This is a genomic window from Comamonas brasiliensis (assembly GCF_018292285.1).
GTDB lineage: Bacteria > Pseudomonadota > Gammaproteobacteria > Burkholderiales > Burkholderiaceae_C > Comamonas > Comamonas brasiliensis.
Genome location: NZ_JAANES010000004.1, coordinates 153615 through 173967, shown reverse-complemented (window position 1 = coordinate 173967; position 20353 = coordinate 153615). Strand labels below are relative to the sequence as shown.

Sequence of the window (20353 nt, the reverse complement as noted above, 5' to 3'; positions counted from 1 at the left end):
ATGCGCCAGCCCACCGTGCCGCCAACGGCAGGCCTGCCACTGCAGCTCGGCGATCTCTGGCCCTCGGGGGCGGGCAGCCTGGCAGCGCAGCTGGCCGCATGGCTGGGCGTGGAGGCGGTGCAGCTCGAATGCTCGGGCACCTCGGCCCTGATGGTGGCTCTGCGCAGCCTGCAGGCCCTCAGTCCGGGGCGCAGCGAAGTCGTTGCGCCGGCCTATACCTGTCCGCTGGTGGCGCTGGCGATTGCGCAGTGCGGGCTGCAGCTGCGCCTGTGCGATCTGCGCGCCGATGCGCTGGACATGGACCCGGTCTGCCTGCAGCGCCTGTGCAGCGACCGGACACTGGCCGTGCTGCCAACCCACCTGTGCGGGCGTGTTGCCGATGTGGATGCCGCCCTGCAATGCGCGCGTGTCGTGGGTGCCTATGTGATCGAGGATGCGGCCCAGGCGCTGGGCGCACGCTGCGATGCAGCTTCGGTTGGCCTCAAGGGCGATATCGGTTTCTTCAGCCTGGCCGTCGGCAAGGGGCTGAGCACTTTTGAAGGCGGCGTGCTGATGGCACGCGAGCCCTCCATGCGTGCCGCGCTGCACGCCGCCGGCGCCGCCACGCGCCTCAGCCCGTGGTGGGAGCTGCGCCGCAGCATCGAGCTGCTGGGCTATGCCATGCTCTACCGGCCCTGTGGGCTGCGCATGGCGTATGGCAAGCCGTTGGAGAAATCACTGTCCCGCGGTGATTGGATAGAGGCCGCAGGCGATGACTTCGACGATCTCATTCCTCAGCACCGTCTTGGGCGCTGGCGCCAGAGCGTGGGTGCCAAGGCATTGCGGCGGCTGGCAGCATTTCAGCAACAGACCTCCGAGCAGGCCGGTCTGCGCATCGCCCGGTTGCAGGCCTGCGGGCTGGAAGTCGTGCAGGATGCCGTTCCCGGGGCGCAGGGCGTGTGGCCGGTGATCCTGCTGCGCATGCCCAGCCAGCAGGCAAGGGACGCTGTGCTGCGCGCGCACTGGGGTAGTGGCTGGGGTCTGTCCCTGCCCTTTGTCCATGCGCTGCCCGACTATGGCCGCTACGACCATGTGCTGGGTGCTGCGCGGGGCGACACCGTCGGCCAGGCGCGTGACTGGGCGCAGCGCCTGCTGGCCATCAGCAACAGCCCGTGGCTGGATGAGGCACGGTTTGCCCAACTGGCGGGCCACCTCCGGTCCGTGGTTCAGCATGCCTGATGTTTAGGAAACGATAGCTTGTTGCGCTTGATATGAAAAGATTTCAAGCCTTTTTGATGTTGAAATCGATACCAGTCAAGCGGTAGATGCTTTGATTTTTGCAGCGCCCGCCATGGATGGTGCGGTCAGGCCCAGGGCCGCCTCCCTGCTTTTGAGTGTCCCTTCGCGCTGGTGCACATAGTCGCGCGTCAGCGGCACGGCATCCTGCCTGCGCGCCAGCTGAACCTGGAAGATGGCGATGTCCTGGTAGCGGAACGCGGTTTCCGACATCGACAGATAGAACTCCCACATGCGGCAGAAGCGCTCGTCATACAGGGCTGCGGCTTCGGCACGGCGTGCCATGAAGCGCTCGCGCCAAAGGCGCAGGGTCTGGGCATAGTGCAGGCGCAGCACCTCGATATCGCAGATCACCAGCCCCGCGCGCTCGATGGCCGGCGTGAATTCCGACATCGACGGAATATGGCCGCCGGGAAAGATGTAGCGCTCTATCCAGGGATTGTTGAAGTCGGGCACATCGCTGTTGCCGATGAAGTGCAGCAGCATCACGCCGTCCTCGCTGAGCAGCTCATGGCATTTGCGGAAGAAGGCGTCATGGAATCTCGTGCCCACATGCTCGAACATGCCGACCGAGACGATGCGCTCGAAGGGGCCCTGGGTATCGCGGTAGTCTTCCAGGCGGTACTCCAGCCGCTCGCCATGGATGGACTGCGAGGCCCTGGACCGCGCGCCGGCCAGCTGCTCCGTGGACAGCGTGATGCCGGTGACATGGTCGGCGCCGGCCACCTCGGCCAGATAGCGCGAGAGACCGCCCCAGCCGCAGCCGATATCAAGCACGCGCTGGCCCGGCTCGATCAGCAGCTTGGCGGCGATATGGCGCTTCTTGGCCAGCTGTGCCGTTTCCAGGTCTTCGTTGCCCTGCTCGAAATAGGCGCAGGAGTACTGGCGCTCGCTGTCGAGAAACAGCTGATAGAGCCGGTCGTCCAGATCGTAGTGATGCGCCACGTTGGCACGCGATTTGCCGCGCAGATTGTTCTGCAGCAAGGGCCTCAGCTTCATGCGCCAGGCATCGAGCACGCGCACCGTGGCGCTGACGGGCACATGCCTGGCACCGCGCAGCACCAGCTCCAGAACGTCGTAGACCGTGCCTTGCTCGACCAGCAGGCGCTGCTGCATGAACAGCTCGCCAAAGTTGAGGTCGGGGTCGCGCAGCAGCGCAAGGACGGCGCGTCTGTCGGCAAAGCGCAGGCGCGCCTGGGGTTGGCCGCCGTCGCCGAAGATCAGCGCCTTTCCTGAAGGAGTGATGACTTCGAGCCGTCCCGTGGTGACCAGAGGTGCAAATGCGTGTTGCAGCAATTTTTCGGTCAACCGATCCAGCATGTCAGCTCCTTGAAGCGAAGTGTTGAAAAGTGGTCGGTGAAATCGCTCTAACTCGTGCTGCTGAGCGCTATGCGCTGTATCAGCCGCTGGTTCAATGCATGTTGCCCGGCCTGCCAGCCGGCCAGCGTAGCGGCGTCAATCTGTGTGTCCTGGCCGTCGCCTGCGCTCATCAGTCGTTTCCACCAGGTGCCATAGTGCCATGACGACACGTCGCCCGTGATGTCACTGCCCGCGATCTGTCCGCGCAGCGCATCGATCAGCTGCACGGCCTGCTCTTCCAGCATCCGGCCCTGGTCCCAGTTGGTGCGCACGACTTCGGCGGCGAACACATCCTTGTCTATGCTCAGATAGGTGTCCTGCGGCCAGTCATGCAGATGGCTGGACAGCGCCTGTACCAGCTGCGAGATATCGGCAAAGCTGCGAAACGCCTTGCCCGCGCCCACGCGCCTGGCCCAGCCGGTGTCCACGCCGCAGCTCCAGTAGGTGAGCTTGCCGGCGCGCAGCGGCCGCAGATAGTTTTCCCAGGCGTGTGCCGAGCCTATGTCCTGCGAGGTAATGCCTGCCACATGGACCTGCGACACGGCGGGGTGCATGGCCACGCGCCGCACCCAGGAGCCGCAGTGCACGCCCCAGGGAAAGCGCATGTTGTCGGGGTGGTTGTCCAGCACCACCACGCGCAGCGGATGCTTGGCACTGAAGTCCTTCTGGGCGATGCAGCGCTCGATCAGCGGCCAGCTCAGATGGTGAAAGTCGCCGCTGCCCATGAGCACGGTGCCGTGCTGCGCGGGCAACTGCTCCTGCATGGCCTGGCTGAAGCGCCTGAAGCTGCGCAGGCCGCAGCCAAAGCGCACCAGCTCCTGCCAATCAGCGAGCGGCAAGCGCCTTTCCTGGGTCAGCGGGCCAACCGATCCGTCGACATCCAGCACCACAGGTGTTTGTTGCATCATGGCTTGTCACTCCACTGGCGATCGCTTTCAAACAGACCGGAAAAGCGCCGGCCCAAAGCGCGCAGCAAGGGGTTGCGGATGAAGACCAGATGCTGCGTCATGGTGAAGCTGGCGCCGAGCTGGGCCTTGACCTCGGGGTCGGTCCAGCCCGCCACATAGTGGGACAGACCCCGCTCCAGTGCGTATTCGAGATTGACCATCCAGCTCACGAAATAGAGATTCGCCTCACGCGCTGCGGGGTAGGACAGGCCTATGTATTTGTCGATCAGCCTGCCGTCATGCTCGAAGCACAGATTCCAGCCCAGCAGCGCATCGCTTTGCGCGTCGCGATACTCGAACACCATGCCGCCATTGTCCGCATCGCGCAGCAAGTCGGCAAAGAAGCCGCGCGTGAGTTTGTCGAAGTGAATGTCGCTTTGCGCGTACACCGCATCAAACAGCGCATAGTAGGCATCCACCTGGGCATCAGCGGCAAAGGCAGCGCCGGTAGGGATACGCTGGACGGAGAGCTGTGCGCGGCTTTTGAGCTTGCGCCTGAGGCTGCTGCGGCGGTTTTTGGACAGGCCGGCCAGATACTCGTCCGCACTGGCAAAGCTGATGGGCACATAGGCCAGGGCCTGGCCTTCGAGGGCAATGAACCCCTGCTCCGAAAGCGCGTCAGCCAACTCCTGCGCAAAGCAGTTGTCCTCCTCGCTTAGCAAGGGCGATGCCTGGGGCAGATCCTTGACGATGGTGAGCATGGTCCGGCCCGCAACGGCGCGCAGTTGCCGGGCCAGCGTCGCGGCATCCACGACGCGCGGCAGCGGCGCATATTCGCTGACGGTGGTGCCGATGAAGTCCGTGGTCAGCCTGAGCCTGGCGCTCAGCCAGCGGCCGCCCGGCCACGACAAAAGACGCGCCTTGAGCGCGTCATCTGCGGTGGTCAGCAAATCGAAGGGGGCGGTGAATGCTGGAGCCGGCCATTCCTTCAGCAAGGCAAAGCCTTCTGGAGGATGGTTGGTGAACTGCTGCAGCAAGCCACTGGGTTCGAGCTGGTTGCGGAAATTTTCCGTCGCCATTTCGCCTTTTTGTAGTCGGTTTTGATGGCGCCTGAGTGTGTCTGCAACGCAGAAAACTGGCACAACCCAAGCAAGAGACAGCGAGCAAGACCTGGGCGGCCCCCGCCGCCGCACAGCGAGGCTGTCGTCCCCTTCCCGAAGAGAGAGGGGGAAGCGGCGGGGCCGCCCAGGCAAAGCCGTTTCGGGGAATCAGGCCTTCTTGGCCTTGGTCAGCAACTGATCCAGAAGCACCATGGCTTCGTCGATCTCGCTGCGCGAAATCATCAGCGACGGAGCGAAGGTGATCACGTTCTTGTAGTAGCCGCCCACGTCCAGCACCAGGCCGCGCTTCTGGCCCTGGTACTCCAGGCCGCCTTCGAGGCCGATGTCCACCATCTTGTCCAGCAGCGCCTTGTTGGGCGTGAAGCCGTCTTCGGTGCAGATTTCGGCACGCAGTGCCAGGCCCAGACCGTCCACATCGCCGATTTCCTTGTGGCGCTTCTGCAGCTCCTTGAGGCCTTCGAGGAAGTAGGCACCCGATTCGCGCACCTGACGACCGAAGTCCATCTCGTGGGTCATCTTCATGACTTCCAGGCCCAGGGCCGTACCCAGCGGGTTGGAGGCAAAGGTGGAGTGGGTGGAGCCGGGCGGGAACACCGTGGGGTTGATCAGCTCTTCGCGAGCCCACAGGCCGGACAGCGCATTCAGACCATTGGTCAGGGCCTTGGCAAACACCAGCACATCGGGCTGGATGCCGAAGTTTTCCACCGACCACAGCTTGCCGGTACGCCAGAAGCCCATCTGGATTTCATCGACCACCAGCAGTACGCCGTGGTCGTCCAGTACCTTCTTCAGGCCGGTAAAGAAGTTGGCCGGCGGAATCACGTAGCCACCGGTGCCCTGAATGGGCTCGATGTAGAAGGCTGCGTATTCGCACTGGTTGGTCTTGGGGTCCCAGACCGCGTGGTATTCGTTTTCGAACTTGCGACGGAAGTCGGCCACGATGGATTCCGCGTACTCCTCTGCCGTCATGCCCTTGGGGCGACGGAAGGGGTAGGGGAAGGGGATGAACTGTGCTCGGTCGCTGAAGTGGCCGAAACGGCGGCGATAGCGGTAGCTGGAGGTGATCGAGGAAGCACCCAGCGTACGGCCGTGGTAGCCGCCTTCGAACGCGAACATCAGGCTCTTGCCGCCGCTGGCGTTACGCACGACCTTCAGCGAGTCCTCGATGGCTTGCGCGCCGCCCACGTTGAAGTGCACGCGGCCGTCATGGCCCCATTTGCCCTTGGCGTCTTCGGCAATGAACTTGGCCAGTTCGATCTTGGTGGGGTGCAGATACTGGCTGGCCACCTGGGGCAGCTCCTGCAGCTGTTCGATCATCTTGGCTTCAAGACGCTTGTTCTTGTAGCCGAAGTTGACGGCTGAATACCACATCTGCAGATCGAGGTAGGACGTGCCGGCATCGTCGTACATATAGCTGCCTTCGCAGCCCGTGAAGATCTTCGGAGGATTGACGTAGTGGACGGTGTCGCCAAACGAGCAGTATTTGGCTTCGTCAGCCAGCAATTGGGCAGTATTGATCACAGCAGAAAGCGCTCCGCAAAAATGGATTCGGTCAACGGTATGCGGCAGCAGTGTGCGTTTGCAATATTTCCGGGCTGTCGAGCATTTGTGTGGGAATTGTGGAGAGGTCCTTATTGCCGGCTTCCTGCGGCATCAAGGACTTGAAACCGGCATGGCAGCCCTCCCGCTGCGGTTTCTGCAGGCCCAAGGCCCCGGGGCCGAGTCGCCACAGGCTGGCCAAGTGGCGCGGAGGCCGCCGCGGCGGGCCGATCAGCCCAGGGCCACCACGCGCAGCACCTCGGCTCCATAGGCATCGAGCTTCTTGGTGCCCATGCCGCTCACGCCCTGCAGCTCCTGCAGGCTCTGGGGATTGAGTTCGGCAATCGATGCCAGCGTGGCGTCGTGGAAGATCACATAGGCCGGCAGATTGTGAGACTTGGCCACTTCGGCGCGCCAGGCCTTGAGGTTGATGAAGCGAACCTGTGCATCGGGGCCCAGATTGACCGCCGCCGCATTGGCCGCAGACTTCTTGCTCTGCTTCTTGCTGCGTGAAGCGGCCACGGCTTCGCGCAGCTGCACCTGTATCTCGCCCTTGAGCACGGCACGCGAGCCGGCGGCCAGACACAGGGTGTCAAACACATGGCCGCTGTTCTCGCTCACCACCTTGTGCAGGCCCAGGGCCCCCGTGGCCAGCAACTGGCGCATTACGGCGCGCAGCTGCGGCTCCGAATACTCCTTGCCGATGCCGAAGGTGGACACCTTGTCATGCCCGTACTGGGCGACCTTGTCCGTCTCCTTGCCGCGCAGCACGTCCATGATGTGACCCGCACCATAGGTCAGGCCGCTGGCCTCGTGCACGCGGAAGATGGTGGACAGCAGCTTGCGCGCCGCATCCGTGCCGTCCCAGAGCGCGGGCGGCTCCAGGCAGTTGTCGCAGTTGCCGCAATGGGTGCGGGCAACGGCCTGCAATGGCTTGCCATCCAGGCTCGGCTCCTGTCCATACTGCTCGCCAAAATAGGCCAGCAGTCGCACACGGCGGCAGTCCGTGGCCTCGGCCAGACCGAGCAGGGCATCGAGCTTGCCGCGCATCACCTGCTTGAACTGTTCCTCGGCCGGGCTTTCGTCGATCATGCGGCGCTGGTTGACCACGTCGCTGAGACCGTAAGCCATCCAGGCATCGGCGGGCAGGCCGTCGCGGCCAGCACGGCCGGTTTCCTGGTAGTAGCCCTCGATGTTCTTGGGCATGTCCACATGGGCCACAAAGCGCACATCGGGCTTGTTGATGCCCATGCCGAAGGCAATCGTGGCGCACATCACCACGCCTTCTTCGCGCAGAAAACGGTCCTGATGGTTCTGGCGCATTTCCTGGGGCAGGCCCGCGTGATAGGGCAGGGCATTGATGCCGTTTTGCACCAGGGTCTGGGCCAGCTCCTCGACACGCTTGCGCGACTGGCAATAGACCACGCCGGCTTCGCCCTCGTGCTCGCGCTCGATAAAGCGCAGCAGCTGGTTGCTGACGTCCTTTTTCTCGGCGATCTTGTAGCGGATGTTCGGGCGGTCGAAACTGCTGATGAAATGCTGGGCTTCTTCCAGCTGCAGGCGCTCGATGATGTCGGCGCGCGTCAGCGCATCGGCAGTGGCCGTCAGCGCGATGCGCGGCACCTCGGCATAGCGCTGGTGCAGCACGCTCAGCGCGCGGTATTCGGGGCGGAAGTCGTGTCCCCACTGGCTCACGCAATGCGCTTCGTCGATGGCGAACAGCGACAGCTTGCCCTGGGCATGCAGGTCGTCGAGCAGACCCAGAAAACGCGGTGTGTTGAGGCGCTCGGGCGCGGCGTAGAGCAGGGTGATGTCGCCGCTTTGCAGGCGCAGCTCCACCTCCTGCGTCTCGTCGTAGCTCAGGGTGGAGTTCAGATAGGCGGCGCTGATGCCGGCCTCATGCAGTGCGCCGACCTGGTCGTGCATGAGCGCGATCAGCGGCGAGACCACGATCGTCACGCCATGGCCGAGCTGCTGGCGCGCAATGGCCGGGACCTGATAGCACAGCGACTTGCCGCCGCCCGTGGGCATGAGCACCAGCGCATCGCCGCCGTTGATGACATGCGAGACGATGGCCTGCTGGGGGCCACGGAATTGCTCGTAGCCAAAAACGGCTTGCAGAATGGATTGCGCGGAAGACACCGGGTACTCTTGAATCGATAGCTGGTAGCGCTTGCTGTGTATGTGTTTGAGGCGGATTTGACCTCAGATGCAAGCATCAGGACTGGCCCTATTGTGCGCCGCGACCCGACGCGCTGCCCGGGCCGGGTTATGCGCAATCAACCGGCCTGCCCTATGGTGGAGGGCGAAAAATGCGCATCCAGCTCGTAGAGGTCGGCGGGATAGGTCAGGCGCACAAAGGTGATGGGCAGCTGCCCGGTCCAGGTGCGGCGGTCGATCACCAGGCAGGGAAAGCCGGGCTTGATCTCCAGCAGGCCGGCGGTTTCCTCGCTGGCGGCCTCGGCGCGAATGCGATGTTCGGCCGAGCTCCAGGGCACATGGTTGACCATCCAGGAGCTGGGACTGTGTTCGGTGAACGGCTCGTGCTCGGCGTCCGGCACGGATTCGAGATTGATCAGGCGGTCTTCGATACAGAACGGCCGGGATCCCGCCATGTGCAGGCACAGCACATGGACGATGGAGGCCGGCCGGACCATGCGCATGGCCTCCATGTCCTCGCGCGTGCTGCGCCGCTGCGTGCGGCCGAGCAGCCTGCTCGAATACTCCTGCCCCATGCCCAGCACCACCTGGCGCAGATCGGGGATCTCGAGCACGGCAGAGCTGGTTTGTGGGCGCGTCACAAAGCTTCCGGCCTTGCGCTTGCGCACCAGCAGACCGGCCTCTGCCAGCTTGTTGAGCACCTTGCTCACCGTCATGCGCGAGCATTGGTAATGGACGGTCAGCTCCATCTCCGACGGGATGCGATAGCCGGGCGGCCAGCGGCCACTGAGAATGTTCTGTTCGATCTCGGTGAGAATTTTCCCGTGCAGCGACATGGAAGAGTGTTTGTCCATGGAGTGGATTACACCAGCAAATCCGGCCGGATGCCGCTGCGCCTTTCTATGCGTTCAATACGGAGCGCGCGATGATGGTGCGCTGAATCTCGGAAGAGCCTTCGTAGATGCGCAGGATGCGGGCGTCGCGCACATAGCGCTCCAGCGGCATTTCACGGGTATAGCCGTAGCCGCCATGGATCTGCAGCGCCTCGTCGGTCACGAAGCTCACCATCTCCGAGGCGAACAGCTTGGCCATGGCCGACTGCTGGGTGAAGGGCTGGCCCTGCTGGCGCAATGCCAGGGCCTGCATGGTCAGGCCCCAGGCAGCTTCCAGGCGCAGCTTCATGTCGGCAAGCTTGAACTGTATGCCCTGCTTGTTGGCGATCGGTTCGCCGCCCACCAGGCGCTGGTTGGCCCAGTCGGCCGCCGCCTTGAGCGCGGCCTCAGCGATGCCAAGAGAGGTCGCCGCCACGTCCAGGCGGCTGTTGTCCAGCACTTTCATGGCGGTCTTGAAGCCGGTGCCCTCGGCGCCGAGGCGATTGGCCGCCGGGACGCGTACGCCGTCCAGCGAAACTTCAAAAGCATGGCCGCCGCGGATGCCCATGAGCTTTTCGGGCGACGAAATCTGTATGCCGGGCAGCTCGCGCGGCACGATGAAGGCGCTGACACCGCGTGCCGCAGCCTCCGCATCGGTCTTGGCGAAGACCACCATGAAGCGGGCCTCTGCCGCATTCGAGATGAAGTGCTTGACGCCCGTGATCAGATAGTCGTCGCCGTCGCGCACGGCCCGGGTGCGCATGTCTGCAGGGTGAGAGCCGCCACGCGGCTCGGTCAACGCGAAGGCCGCCAGCCATTCCCCGCTGGCGCAGCGCGGCAGCCATTGCTCACGCTGGCTGTCATCGCCGCCAATGAGAACGGCATCCGTGCCCAGGTAGTGGGCACCGATCATGGACGAGGTCGCTGCACAGGCACGCGAGATGGCGACCAGCGACATCAGCATGGCGGTGGGGGTGACGCCCGGCCCACCGAAGCGCTCCGGCAGATTCATGCCCATCACGCCCAGCGCGGAAAGGCCGGGCACATGGCGCGTGGCGGAAAAGGCTTCCTCGTCCATGGCCTGGGCCAAGGGCGCCAGGGTTTCCTCGGCAAAGCGTGCAACGGCATCGGCAACGGCCTGATCTTCTTCGGTCGCGCCCAGACGAATCATTGACATGGCGGTCTCTCCTTGTTTTCTTGCTATCAAAATCAACCCAGGGCGCCTGCTTCGCGCAAGGCGGCAATGGCGTCCGTGCTGCGACCGAGCCAGCTTTGCAGCAGCAGCTCCGTGTGTTCGCCCAGTGCCGGTGCGCGTTGCGCACGATTGGGCAGAGCGCCGTTGAAATGCACGGGCTGTGTCGGCAGCCGCAGGCCCGGAAGGCGTTCGTCCTCGACCTCGCAGAGCAGGCCACGCGAGCGGATCTGCTCGGAACTCAGGGCCTGCTCGATATTCCAGATGGGGGCAGCGGGAACGCCTGCGCTCTCCAGCCGCGCGACCACATCGGCCACATCGTGCTGCGTGCTCCAGCTCTCCAGCGCGGCGCGCAAGGCGGGTTCGTTGGTCGAGCGGGCTTCGTCGCTGGCAAAGCGCGGATCGCTGGCCAGCTCGGGCAGATCCATGGCGGCTGCGGTGGCATCGAACAGCTTCTTGTTGAGCACGGCCAGGGCGTAATGGCCGTCACGTGCCCTGTAGACGCCGAACGGCGCCGAGAGCGGATGCCGGTTGCCCACACGCCGCGCAGGCTGGCCGGTGAATAGATAGCGCGACATCGATGTCGCCAGAAAGCTCAGCGTGGTGTCGAACATGGCGACATCGACATGCTGGCCGACTCCGGTTCTCTGCGCCTGCAGCAGGGCTGCCAGTGTCGCCCAGGAGGCAAACAGGCCGGCAACCACATCGCTGACCGCTTCGCCGACCAGGGTGGGCGCGCCTTGAGGCTCGCCGGTGGCCTCCATCAGGCCGCTCATGGCCTGAACAGTGATGTCGTAGGCAGGGCGATGGGCCAGCGGGCCGGTCTGGCCGAAGCCGGAGACGCTGACATACACCAGCCGGGGATTGAGGGCGCGCAGCGTTTCGGGGCCGATGCCCAGGCGCTCGGCCACGCCAGGCCTGAAGTTCTCGACCACCACGTCGACCTGCCGGGCCAGCTCATGCACCACGGCGACCGCGTCGGCATGCTTGAGGTCCAGCACCAGGCTTTGCTTGTTGCGATTCATGACCGTGAACAAGGCGCTTTGCCCGTTCTTCATGGGGCCGATGGCGCGGTAGTCGTCGCCCTGAGGCGGCTCCACCTTCACGACTTCCGCGCCCAGATCGGCCAGCAAGGCCGTGGACATGGGGCCCGCCAGAACCCGGGTGAAGTCGAGGATGCGGATGCCGTCCAGCGGACGGGAGGCAGTTTTTTCGGTGGATTCAGGCATGGGATTCCCGCTGTTGATCTGAAGCGATGTCTGCATGCTGCCCAAAACATGAATCAATGGAAAATATTCATTTCCCATTCACTGGATTCAAAAAATTGATTCAGATAAATCTGCGACAGCTGGAGTACTTCGTGGCTGCGGCACGCCACGGCAGCACGGCCAGGGCGGCGCTTGCCATCAATGTTTCACAGCCCTCCATCTCCAAGGCGATTGCCGACCTCGAAGCCCAATGGGGCGAGCAGCTGTTCGTGCGCAAACATGCCGTCGGGCTGGATCTGACCGCGGCCGGGCTGGCCAGAAGCCGGGAGGCCCTGAGCCTGCTCGAAGCAGCGCAACTGCTTCAGGAGCCACGCAAGCAGGCGGTTTCCGGCACGCTGAGGCTGGGCTTTCTGAGCACTTTGGGCGCGCTGTGGATTCCGCAGTTGCTCACCCAGATGCAAAAGCGCCACCCGTCCATAGACATTGAGCTGATCGAAGGGGACATCGCCTCCCTGACGCGGCAAGTGGAGCGCGGGGAGATCCATGCCGCATTGCAATATGACCTGGGCCTGGCCCGCCCTCTGCTGACCATGCACCCGGTTGCCGCATTGCCGCCCTATGCCTTGCTGCCTGCCAGGCATGCCCTGTCTGCGGCGCCCAGCGTGAGCCTGGCGGAGCTGGCCCAGTCGCCGTTGCTGCTGATCAACCTGCCGCAGAGCCGCGAGTACTTTCTCTCGCTGTTTCGGGAAGCGGGCGTGGTTCCCACGGTGAACTATGAACTGGCGTCGATAGAGCTTGTCCGCTCCATGGTCGCCAACGGGCATGGCGTCAGCGTTCTGACCACGCGGCCGGTGGTCGACCGAACCCACGACGGCAAGCGGCTGGTTTGCAAAAGAATCAAGGGCCGCGTCGCCAAGCAGGCCGTGGTGCTGTCGGTACCCAGGAGCAATGCTTCGGCGCTGATTGCACCATTTCTGACCGTGGCAAAAAGCGTGATTGCACCCGACTAGCGCAACGCGGGTGCTGTTTTGGTGCGCGTCCTCAGGAGCCGGCGGACGCGGTCTCTGGGCGAGCGAGTTGGCACATAGCTTGCTCTTGTGGATTGTTGACTCATGTCTATACAGCTGGGAAATGCGGCAACTATGACGCTCGGGTAAGCCTGTATATACATGTTCAATCAGCAATCGCAAACTTCGCTGTCTGCACTGTCGTGCAAGGCTTGAAGTCCGCATCAACAACCGAACTGCTCTGGCATCGACCGAGGAGAGTCCCATGAAATCGACACGTCGCGTTCCAATCTGGCAACTGGCATTAGCCGCAACCGTTCTAGTGTCTGCTGCACAACATGCAGCGGCTCAGGAGACCAAGATCGTCCTGGGTATGTCGGGATGGACAGGCTTCGCGCCGCTGACGCTTGCGGACAAGGCCGGGATCTTCAAGAAGAACGGCCTTAATGTCGAAATCAAGATGATTCCCCAGAAGGACCGGCATCTGGCTCTGGCCTCGGGTGCCGTGCAATGCGCCGCCACCACCGTGGAGACGCATGTGGCCTGGAACACCAATGGCGTGCCCATTGTGCAGATCTTCCAGATGGACAAGTCCTATGGCGCAGATGGCATTGCCGTGCGCAACGACGTCAAGAACTTCGCCGATCTGAAAGGCAAGACCGTCGCCGTCAGCGCACCGGGCACGGCTCCCTACTTCGGTCTGGCCTGGATGCTGAACAAGAACGGCATGACCATGAAGGACATCAAGACCGTGTCGCTGGAGCCCCAGCCTGCGGCCCAGGCCTTTGTCTCCGGGCAGAACGATGCGGCCATGACCTATGAGCCCTATCTCTCCACGGTGCGCGCCAACCCCAGCGCCGGCAAGATTCTGGCCACCACCATCGACTACCCGATGGTGATGGATACCGTGGGCTGCGATCCCAAGTGGCTCAAGGCCAACACGGCAGCCGCCAAGGCGCTGACCCAGTCCTACTTCGATGCCATCGCCATGATCAACTCCGACAAGGAAAAGAGCTACGAAATCATGGGCGCGGCCGTCAAGCAAAGCGGCGAGCAGTTCGGCAAGTCGGCAGCCTTTCTGAAATGGTCGGACAAGGAGGCCAACCAGAAGTTCTTTGCCAGCGATCTGCTGCCTTTCATGAAGGAGTCTGCCGCCATCCTCAAGGAAGCCGGCGTGATTCGCAGCATTCCTGAGAACTACGGCGTCATGTACGACGCCAGCTTCATCAAGTAAGCGCAAAGAGGTTGCACATGGAAGCGGTATCACCTTCTATCAAGTCTGCATCACCCGCATCGGTTCAGGTGGCATCGCCTTCCGTGAGGCCGGCTCGCCGGCGCTATATGGCCCCTCTGGAGCCTGTCAGCCCCAAGGCCAAATGGCTGCTGGGCACAGGCTTCTTCCTGCTGTTCCTGCTGATCTGGTCGGCCGTCACTTTTGGCGGACTGGTCTCGCCGACCTTTCTCGCCAGCCCGCTGACGATGCTGCGCGAAGGCATTCTGCTGTTCACGGAGTTCGACTTTCACCATGACATTGGCATGACCGTATGGCGCGTCATGGGCGGCTTCATCCTGGCCAGCATCGTGGCCGTGCCGCTGGGCATTGCCATGGGGGCCTGGAAGCCCGTGGAGGCGTTCTTCGAGCCCTTTGTCTCGTTCTGCCGCTACCTGCCCGCCTCGGCCTTTATTCCGCTGCTGATCCTCTGGGCCGGCGTGGGCGAGGCCCAGAAGCTGCTGGTCATCTTCATCGGCTCCGTGTTCCAGATCACCCTCATGGTGGCCGTGACCGTAGGCGGTGCGCGCAAGGACCTGGTGGAGGCCGCCTATACCCTGGGCGCCAGCAATACCGGCATCGTCAAGCGGGTGCTGATTCCCGGTGCCGCACCGGGCATTGCTGAAACCCTGCGCCTGGTTCTGGGCTGGGCCTGGACCTATGTGATCGTTGCCGAGCTGATCGGCTCGTCCTCGGGCATCGGACACATGATCACCGACAGTCAGGCACTGCTCAATACCGGACAGATCATCTTCGGCATCATCATCATCGGGCTCATCGGTCTGGTGTCGGATTTCATCTTCAAAACCGTCAACCGTCGCATGTTCGAATGGAGTTCCCTGTGATGAACCAGCTGTCCATTCAAGGCGTTTCGCGCACCTTCACCAGCCACAAAGGCGTCAGCACACAGGCGCTGCTGCCGGTGGATTTCGAGGTCCGGGAGAACGATTTCGTGACCATTCTCGGGCCCTCCGGCTGCGGCAAATCGACGATGCTGCGCATTGTTGCGGGTCTGGATTTCCCGACGACGGGGCAGGTGCTGCTGGACGGGAAGCTGGTGCAGGAGCCCGGTGCCGACCGCGGCATGGTGTTTCAGAGCTATACCTTGTTCCCCTGGCTGACCGTGGCTCAGAACATCCGCTTCGGGCTGCGCGAGAAAGGTGTGAGCGAAGCCGTCCAGAAAGAGCGCAGCGACTACTTCATTGCCAAGGTGGGCCTGCGCGGGTTCGAGAATCACTATCCCAAGCAGCTGTCGGGCGGCATGCAGCAACGCACGGCGATCGCGCGTGCGCTGGCCAACGACCCCAAGATCCTGCTCATGGACGAGCCCTTCGGTGCGCTGGACAACCAGACCCGGGTGCTGATGCAGGAATTGCTGCTGGGCATCTGGGAGGCCGAACGCAAGACGGTGATGTTCGTGACACACGATATCGATGAAGCCATCTTCATGGCCAATCGCGTGGCCGTGTTCAGCGCGCGTCCGGGCCGCATCAAGGCGGACATTCCGGTCCATCTGCCGCACCCTCGGCATTACACCGTCAAGACCTCGCCCGAGTTCATGGAGCTCAAGGCCCGGTTGACGGAAGAGATTCGCGCCGAGTCACTGGCTGCGGCTGCTCACTGAGGCCTGCATCATGAATGTCCGAGATCCTGCCCAGCGCAAAACGGCTCCTGCAGCCCAGATGCCGCTCGCGTTGTATCAGCAGGTCAAGGACCATGTACTGCGCAAGATCGGCGACGGCTCGCTGGCGGCCGGTGCGCGCGTGCCTTCCGAGCAGGAACTGGTCAACGAGTTCGGCGTGGCGCGCATGACGGTGAACCGCGCACTGCGCGAGCTGGCCGAGCAGGGCGTGATCGTGCGTGTGGCGGGGGTCGGCTCCTTCGTGGCCGAAGAAAAGCCGCAATCGACACTGCTGCGCATTGCCAATATCGGTGAAGAGATCACCCAGCGCGGCCATGATCACCGCTTCGAGCTGCTCGACATGCGCCGCGAGTCCGCCTCGCCCGAAGTCGCTGCGGCGCTGGATCTTGCAGTCGGCGCCTCGGTCTTTCATCTGCACGGCGTGCACTTCGAAAACGAGCTGCCGGTCCAGATCGAAGACCGCTATGTGAACCCCCGCCTGGTCCCTGACTTCATGGACCAGGATTTCTCTGCCGTGCAGCCCTCGGTCTATCTGGTGCGCAATGTGCAGTACGACCAGATCGAACATGTGGTCGATGCGATCTTGCCGACGGCCGAACAGGCCCGGCTGCTGCAGATGGCTATCGACCAGCCTTGCCTGATGCTCACGCGCCGTACCTGGCTGCGCGGCGTCCCGATCACCTGGGTGCATTGCGTGCATCCAGGCATGCGCTACCGACTCGGTAGCCGTTTCCGAACCGATTCAGTGCACGGCGGCTGATCCCGGCCAGGCCCTTGAATCCCTCAGTACGTTTTTGTTTCTCTTGACTGTATAGACAGGTATAGCCATGAACACTACCACCACCCAAGAGCTCTCGAACTCCGAACTGGAACTGCATCCCGGCGAGCTCACGCTGGCTCAGCTGCGCCGCATTCAGGACGGCGGCGTGCAGCTCAGCATGGCGCAGGCCGCCTATGGCGCCATGCGCAAGGCCGAAGCGCATGTGCAGCACATCGTCGATGAAGACCAGGTGGTCTACGGCATCAACACCGGTTTCGGCAAACTGGCTTCGACCAAGATCGCGCATGAGCGTCTGGCCGAGTTGCAGCGCAATCTGGTGCTTTCGCACAGCGTGGGCACGGGTGATCCGCTGCCGGACCATGTGGTGCGCCTGGTGCTGGCCACCAAGGCCGTGAGTCTGGCCCGCGGGCATTCGGGAGCCCGCACAGCGCTGGTGGACGCGCTGCTGGCTTTGGCCAATGCCGATGTCCTGCCCGTGATTCCCTCCAAGGGTTCGGTGGGCGCTTCGGGCGATCTGGCGCCGCTGTCGCACCTGGCCTGCGTGCTGATCGGCGAGGGGCAGGCCAAGGTGGACGGCAAGCTCGTCTCCGGCCGCGAAGCCATGAAACATATCGGCCTGGAGCCCTTTGTGCTGGGCCCCAAGGAAGGGCTGGCACTGCTCAACGGCACCCAGGTCTCCACCTCGCTGGCGCTGGCGGGTCTGTTCCAGGCTGAAAGCGTTCTGGCCGCAGGCCTGGTGGCCGGTTGCCTGACGCTGGAAGCCATACAGGGCTCCATCAAGCCCTTCGATGCGCGCATTCACGAGGCCAGAGGCCAGCTGGGGCAGATTGCCGTGGCCGCCGCCGTGCGCTCCCTGCTGGACGGCAGTGCCATCGATCCCTCGCACCCCAATTGCGGACGTGTGCAGGATCCCTATTCCATCCGCTGCGTGCCGCAGGTCATGGGTGCCTGTCTGGACAACCTCAGCCATGCTGCGCGCGTGCTGGTCATAGAAGCCAATGCCGCCTCGGACAATCCGCTGGTGTTCGACAACGGCGACGTGATTTCGGGCGGCAACTTCCATGCCGAACCCGTTGCCTTTGCGGCCGACATCATGGCCCTGGCGATCGCTGAAATCGGCGCCATCTCCGAACGTCGCATGGCCTTGCTGCTGGACACCGGACTGTCGCGCCTGCCGGCCTTCCTGATCGAGGACAGCGGCGTCAACTCGGGCTTCATGATTGCCCAGGTCACGGCAGCCGCCCTGGCGGCCGAAAACCAGTGTCTGGCGCACCCGAGCAGCGTGACCAGTCTGCCCACTTCGGCCAACCAGGAAGACCATGTCTCCATGGCCACCTATGGTGCGCGTCGCCTGGCCGACATGGCCAGGAACACGGCGGTGATCGTGGGTGTGGAGGCCATGGCAGCAGTCCAGGGCATGGACTTCGACCGCCGACTCAAGAGCTCGCCGCTGATCGAGGAGCAGTACGCGCTGATCCGCAGTCAGGTGCCCTATCTGGACAAGGACCGCTACCTGGCGCCCGATATCGAAATCATGCGACTGTGGGCGCTGGAAACCGCCTGGCCCGAGGTGTTGCAGAGCATTCTGCCGAGCAACGCGGCCTGAGCCAGCGCCATGTCGTCACGCCGCAAGCATCGGGCAGTAGCGGTTCTCGCTGCGGCAGGGCAGCATTCCGGCAGCGCTTTCCGGGGCGGCGGGTCAGAAGCTGCCCGCGAACTGGTAGCGCGATGCCGGGTGCCACAGGGCCGAAACCGAGGCCACCTGGCCCTGGGAGCGGGTTCTGCGGCGCAGCACCAGACAGGGTTCGGTGACCTCCATGCGCAAAAGCTCCGCCACCTCTGGCGTGGGCATGCTCGCCTCGATGGAGAAACTCACGCCCTGCAGCGGAGCCACGCGCACCAGATAGGCATTCGGCGTCTGGCTTGCAAAGTCCTGGCTCAGATAGTCGGGAGCCACGGCCGGGTTCACATAGCGGTCTTCGACCTGGATGGGGACATCGTTTTCGAAGTGCACGACCACGGAGTGAAACAGATGGGGGGCGGCGTTCAGCTCGAACTGGCGCAGCAGGGCGGTGTCGACCTTACTGCGCTCGAGACGCTGCAGCTCCCCCCGATGGCGGTGGCCGCGAGCCGCAATTTCGTCGGCGATATTGCGCAGCTCGACCAGAGTGGCCTGGTACTTCTGCTGGGCAACGAAGGTGCCCGAGCCCTGGACACGCGTCAGTGTCTTTTCGTCGCTGAGCTCGCGCAAGGCACGGTTGACGGTCATGCGCGCCACATTGAACTGCTTGACCAGCGCAGCCTCGCTGGGAATGGCCTGGCCTTCCTGCCATACGCCACTGTGGATCTGCTGCAGCACATGGTCTTTGATGCGCTGGAACGCAGGTACGGCGGCGGTGGTATCGGTTCGCGACATAGGGTTTGTTCGGATTAGAAAAGCTGTCTAGATGATTGACGTTGGCAGGAGTAAATCACAAAATTCGTATAGACAACTTTATGGAAATTACTGAAAGTTGTTCGGACATATAAGAGACATCCAGAGGGATTGACGGAGCAATTTCATGAGTATTGATACAGCAACGCTGGGTTCCTCTGGCGCCATCGAGAGCAGAACCATCGACATGGTTCCGGAGAGCGAGCGCCACGGCACGCCCTCCAGCCAGTTCACTCTCTGGTTCGGTGCCAACATGCAGATCACGGCGGTGGTGGACGGCGCCCTGGCCGTGGTGTTCGGCGCCGAAGCCATGACCGCCATCCTCGGTCTTTTGATCGGCAACATTCTCGGCGGCATCGTCATGGCGCTGCACTCGGCCCAGGGGCCGCGTCTGGGTCTGCCCCAGATGATCTCCAGCCGCGTGCAGTTCGGCGTCAAGGGCGCGGCCCTGCCGCTGGTGCTGGTGATCCTGATGTATGTGGGCTTCGCCGCCACGGGCACCGTGCTCTCGGGTCAGGCCATCAATCTGATGTTCGGTTTCCACAGCCCTGCGGTCGGCATCATCATCTTCGGTGCGCTCACGGCCCTGGTCGCCGTGGTGGGCTACCGGCTCATCCATGTGGTGGGGCGCATTTCCACCGTGGTCGGCATTCTGGGCTTTGGCTATCTGGCCTGGCAGCTGTGCCACCAGTTCGATGTGGTCTCTGCGTTCGGCCAGAAGCCTTTCACCTGGGTCAGCTTTCTCACGGCCATGGCCCTGTCGGCAGGCTGGCAGATGACGTTTGCCCCCTATGTGGCCGATTATTCGCGCTATCTGCCCACCAAGACCTCGACCGCCGCCACCTTCTGGACCACGTTCAGCGGAAGCGTCATCAGCTCGCAGCTGGCCATGACCTTCGGTGTGCTGGTCGCCGCCCTGGGCGCCAACTTCATCAAGAACCAGGTCGGCTTCATGGGCCAACTGGCTGGCCCGCTGGCGGTGGTGATCTACCTGGTCATCGTCACCGGCAAGCTCACCGTGAACTGCCTCAATGCCTATGGCGGCTTCATGACCGTGCTGACAACGGTCAGCGCCTTCAACCGGAAAACGCAGTTCACCGCGACATCGCGCCTGCTCTACATCCTGGGCTTTGTGCTGGTGACGGTGCTGGTGGCCCTGCTGGCCAGCTCCAACTTCCTGGCCACGTTCAAGAATTTCGTGCTGCTGCTGCTCACCGTCTTCGTTCCCTGGAGCGCCGTCAATCTGGTGGACTACTACCTGGTCTCCAAGGAAAAAGTGGACATCCCGGCGCTCTATGACAGCCAGGGCCGCTATGGCGCCTACAACTGGACGGCCCTGTCCTGCTATGTGATGGGCGTTGTGGTGCAGATTCCCTTCATCAACCAGGCCATGTATGTGGGCCCGCTGGCCAAGGCCATGAACGGTGCCGACATCTCCTGGATCGTGAGCCTGATCGTCACCTCGCTCGTCTACTACCCGCTGGCCAGGAGAAGCATGAACGTGCCCGGCCAGATGATTTACCCCAGCCCGGCTCCTGCCGCTACCACAGGCGCAGACAGGAACTTTGCTGGTGCCACTTACGCCGTGCAAGCCGGCTGAATCCTC

17 protein-coding genes are annotated in these 20353 nt (G+C 63.2%); 8 read left to right on the top strand and 9 right to left on the bottom strand.

Annotated elements, in window-relative coordinates; all coding sequences use genetic code 11:
* Nucleotides 1-1218 (top strand): DegT/DnrJ/EryC1/StrS family aminotransferase, encoded by a 1218-nt coding sequence (locus DJFAAGMI_RS17280; RefSeq protein ID WP_211458075.1) that lies wholly within the window; start codon nucleotides 1-3, stop codon nucleotides 1216-1218.
* 75 nt (nucleotides 1219-1293) lie between these two features.
* Here DJFAAGMI_RS17280 and DJFAAGMI_RS17275 read toward each other — a convergent pair whose 3' ends face one another.
* From DJFAAGMI_RS17275 to DJFAAGMI_RS17240, 8 genes are all read right to left on the bottom strand, one after another.
* Nucleotides 1294-2595 carry an SAM-dependent methyltransferase gene (locus DJFAAGMI_RS17275; protein WP_211458074.1) on the bottom strand — a complete coding sequence of 434 codons (1302 nt, stop codon included), beginning with the start codon at nucleotides 2593-2595 and terminating at the stop codon, nucleotides 1294-1296.
* A 47-nt stretch (nucleotides 2596-2642) separates the two neighbouring features.
* Nucleotides 2643-3542, bottom strand: a complete 900-nt coding sequence (locus DJFAAGMI_RS17270; RefSeq protein WP_211458073.1) for an arginase family protein — start codon at nucleotides 3540-3542, stop codon at nucleotides 2643-2645.
* On the bottom strand, nucleotides 3539-4600 hold the full coding sequence (locus DJFAAGMI_RS17265; RefSeq protein WP_211458072.1) for a GNAT family N-acetyltransferase: 1062 nt from the start codon (nucleotides 4598-4600) through the stop codon (nucleotides 3539-3541). The genes DJFAAGMI_RS17270 and DJFAAGMI_RS17265 overlap by 4 nt, the downstream gene beginning before the upstream one ends.
* Before the next feature lie 189 nt (nucleotides 4601-4789).
* A complete protein-coding gene (locus tag DJFAAGMI_RS17260; RefSeq protein WP_012836646.1) occupies nucleotides 4790-6163 on the bottom strand; it encodes an aspartate aminotransferase family protein in 1374 nt (457 codons plus the stop codon).
* A gap of 249 nt (nucleotides 6164-6412) precedes the next feature.
* Nucleotides 6413-8323, bottom strand: a complete 1911-nt coding sequence (recQ, locus tag DJFAAGMI_RS17255) for a DNA helicase RecQ (RefSeq protein WP_211458071.1) — start codon at nucleotides 8321-8323, stop codon at nucleotides 6413-6415.
* 137 nt (nucleotides 8324-8460) lie between these two features.
* Nucleotides 8461-9195 (bottom strand): histidine utilization repressor, encoded by a 735-nt coding sequence (gene hutC / locus DJFAAGMI_RS17250; RefSeq protein WP_249334493.1) that lies wholly within the window; start codon nucleotides 9193-9195, stop codon nucleotides 8461-8463.
* 46 nt (nucleotides 9196-9241) lie between these two features.
* Nucleotides 9242-10390 (bottom strand): acyl-CoA dehydrogenase family protein, encoded by a 1149-nt coding sequence (locus DJFAAGMI_RS17245; protein ID WP_211458070.1) that lies wholly within the window; start codon nucleotides 10388-10390, stop codon nucleotides 9242-9244.
* Between the two features lie 32 nt (nucleotides 10391-10422).
* The gene (locus DJFAAGMI_RS17240; RefSeq protein ID WP_211458069.1) at nucleotides 10423-11712 is read right to left on the bottom strand and encodes a CaiB/BaiF CoA transferase family protein; all 1290 of its coding nucleotides are present in this window, start codon (nucleotides 11710-11712) and stop codon (nucleotides 10423-10425) included.
* Between DJFAAGMI_RS17240 and DJFAAGMI_RS17235 the strand changes: the two genes are divergently transcribed.
* From DJFAAGMI_RS17235 to hutH, 6 genes are all read left to right on the top strand, one after another.
* A complete protein-coding gene (locus DJFAAGMI_RS17235; RefSeq protein WP_080757769.1) occupies nucleotides 11691-12623 on the top strand; it encodes a LysR substrate-binding domain-containing protein in 933 nt (310 codons plus the stop codon). The genes DJFAAGMI_RS17240 and DJFAAGMI_RS17235 overlap by 22 nt on opposite strands.
* Before the next feature lie 262 nt (nucleotides 12624-12885).
* The gene (locus DJFAAGMI_RS17230) at nucleotides 12886-13854 is read left to right on the top strand and encodes an ABC transporter substrate-binding protein (RefSeq protein ID WP_034363122.1); all 969 of its coding nucleotides are present in this window, start codon (nucleotides 12886-12888) and stop codon (nucleotides 13852-13854) included.
* Between the two features lie 17 nt (nucleotides 13855-13871).
* Nucleotides 13872-14735 (top strand): ABC transporter permease, encoded by an 864-nt coding sequence (locus tag DJFAAGMI_RS17225; RefSeq protein WP_043002909.1) that lies wholly within the window; start codon nucleotides 13872-13874, stop codon nucleotides 14733-14735.
* Nucleotides 14735-15514, top strand: a complete 780-nt coding sequence (locus tag DJFAAGMI_RS17220; RefSeq protein WP_034375140.1) for an ABC transporter ATP-binding protein — start codon at nucleotides 14735-14737, stop codon at nucleotides 15512-15514. The genes DJFAAGMI_RS17225 and DJFAAGMI_RS17220 overlap by 1 nt, the downstream gene beginning before the upstream one ends.
* A gap of 10 nt (nucleotides 15515-15524) precedes the next feature.
* Nucleotides 15525-16292: a histidine utilization repressor gene (gene hutC, locus DJFAAGMI_RS17215; RefSeq protein ID WP_003059699.1), complete on the top strand. Its 768-nt coding sequence runs from the start codon at nucleotides 15525-15527 to the stop codon at nucleotides 16290-16292.
* A 67-nt stretch (nucleotides 16293-16359) separates the two neighbouring features.
* A complete protein-coding gene (gene hutH, locus DJFAAGMI_RS17210; RefSeq protein ID WP_211458068.1) occupies nucleotides 16360-17919 on the top strand; it encodes a histidine ammonia-lyase in 1560 nt (519 codons plus the stop codon).
* Between the two features lie 93 nt (nucleotides 17920-18012).
* Here hutH and hutC (DJFAAGMI_RS17205) read toward each other — a convergent pair whose 3' ends face one another.
* Nucleotides 18013-18729: a histidine utilization repressor gene (hutC, locus tag DJFAAGMI_RS17205; RefSeq protein WP_211458067.1), complete on the bottom strand. Its 717-nt coding sequence runs from the start codon at nucleotides 18727-18729 to the stop codon at nucleotides 18013-18015.
* A 145-nt stretch (nucleotides 18730-18874) separates the two neighbouring features.
* On the opposite strand from hutC (DJFAAGMI_RS17205), the gene DJFAAGMI_RS17200 reads away from it, so the two are divergent.
* Nucleotides 18875-20347, top strand: a complete 1473-nt coding sequence (locus DJFAAGMI_RS17200) for a purine-cytosine permease family protein (RefSeq protein WP_211458066.1) — start codon at nucleotides 18875-18877, stop codon at nucleotides 20345-20347.
* The last annotated feature ends 6 nt before the right edge of the window (nucleotides 20348-20353 follow it).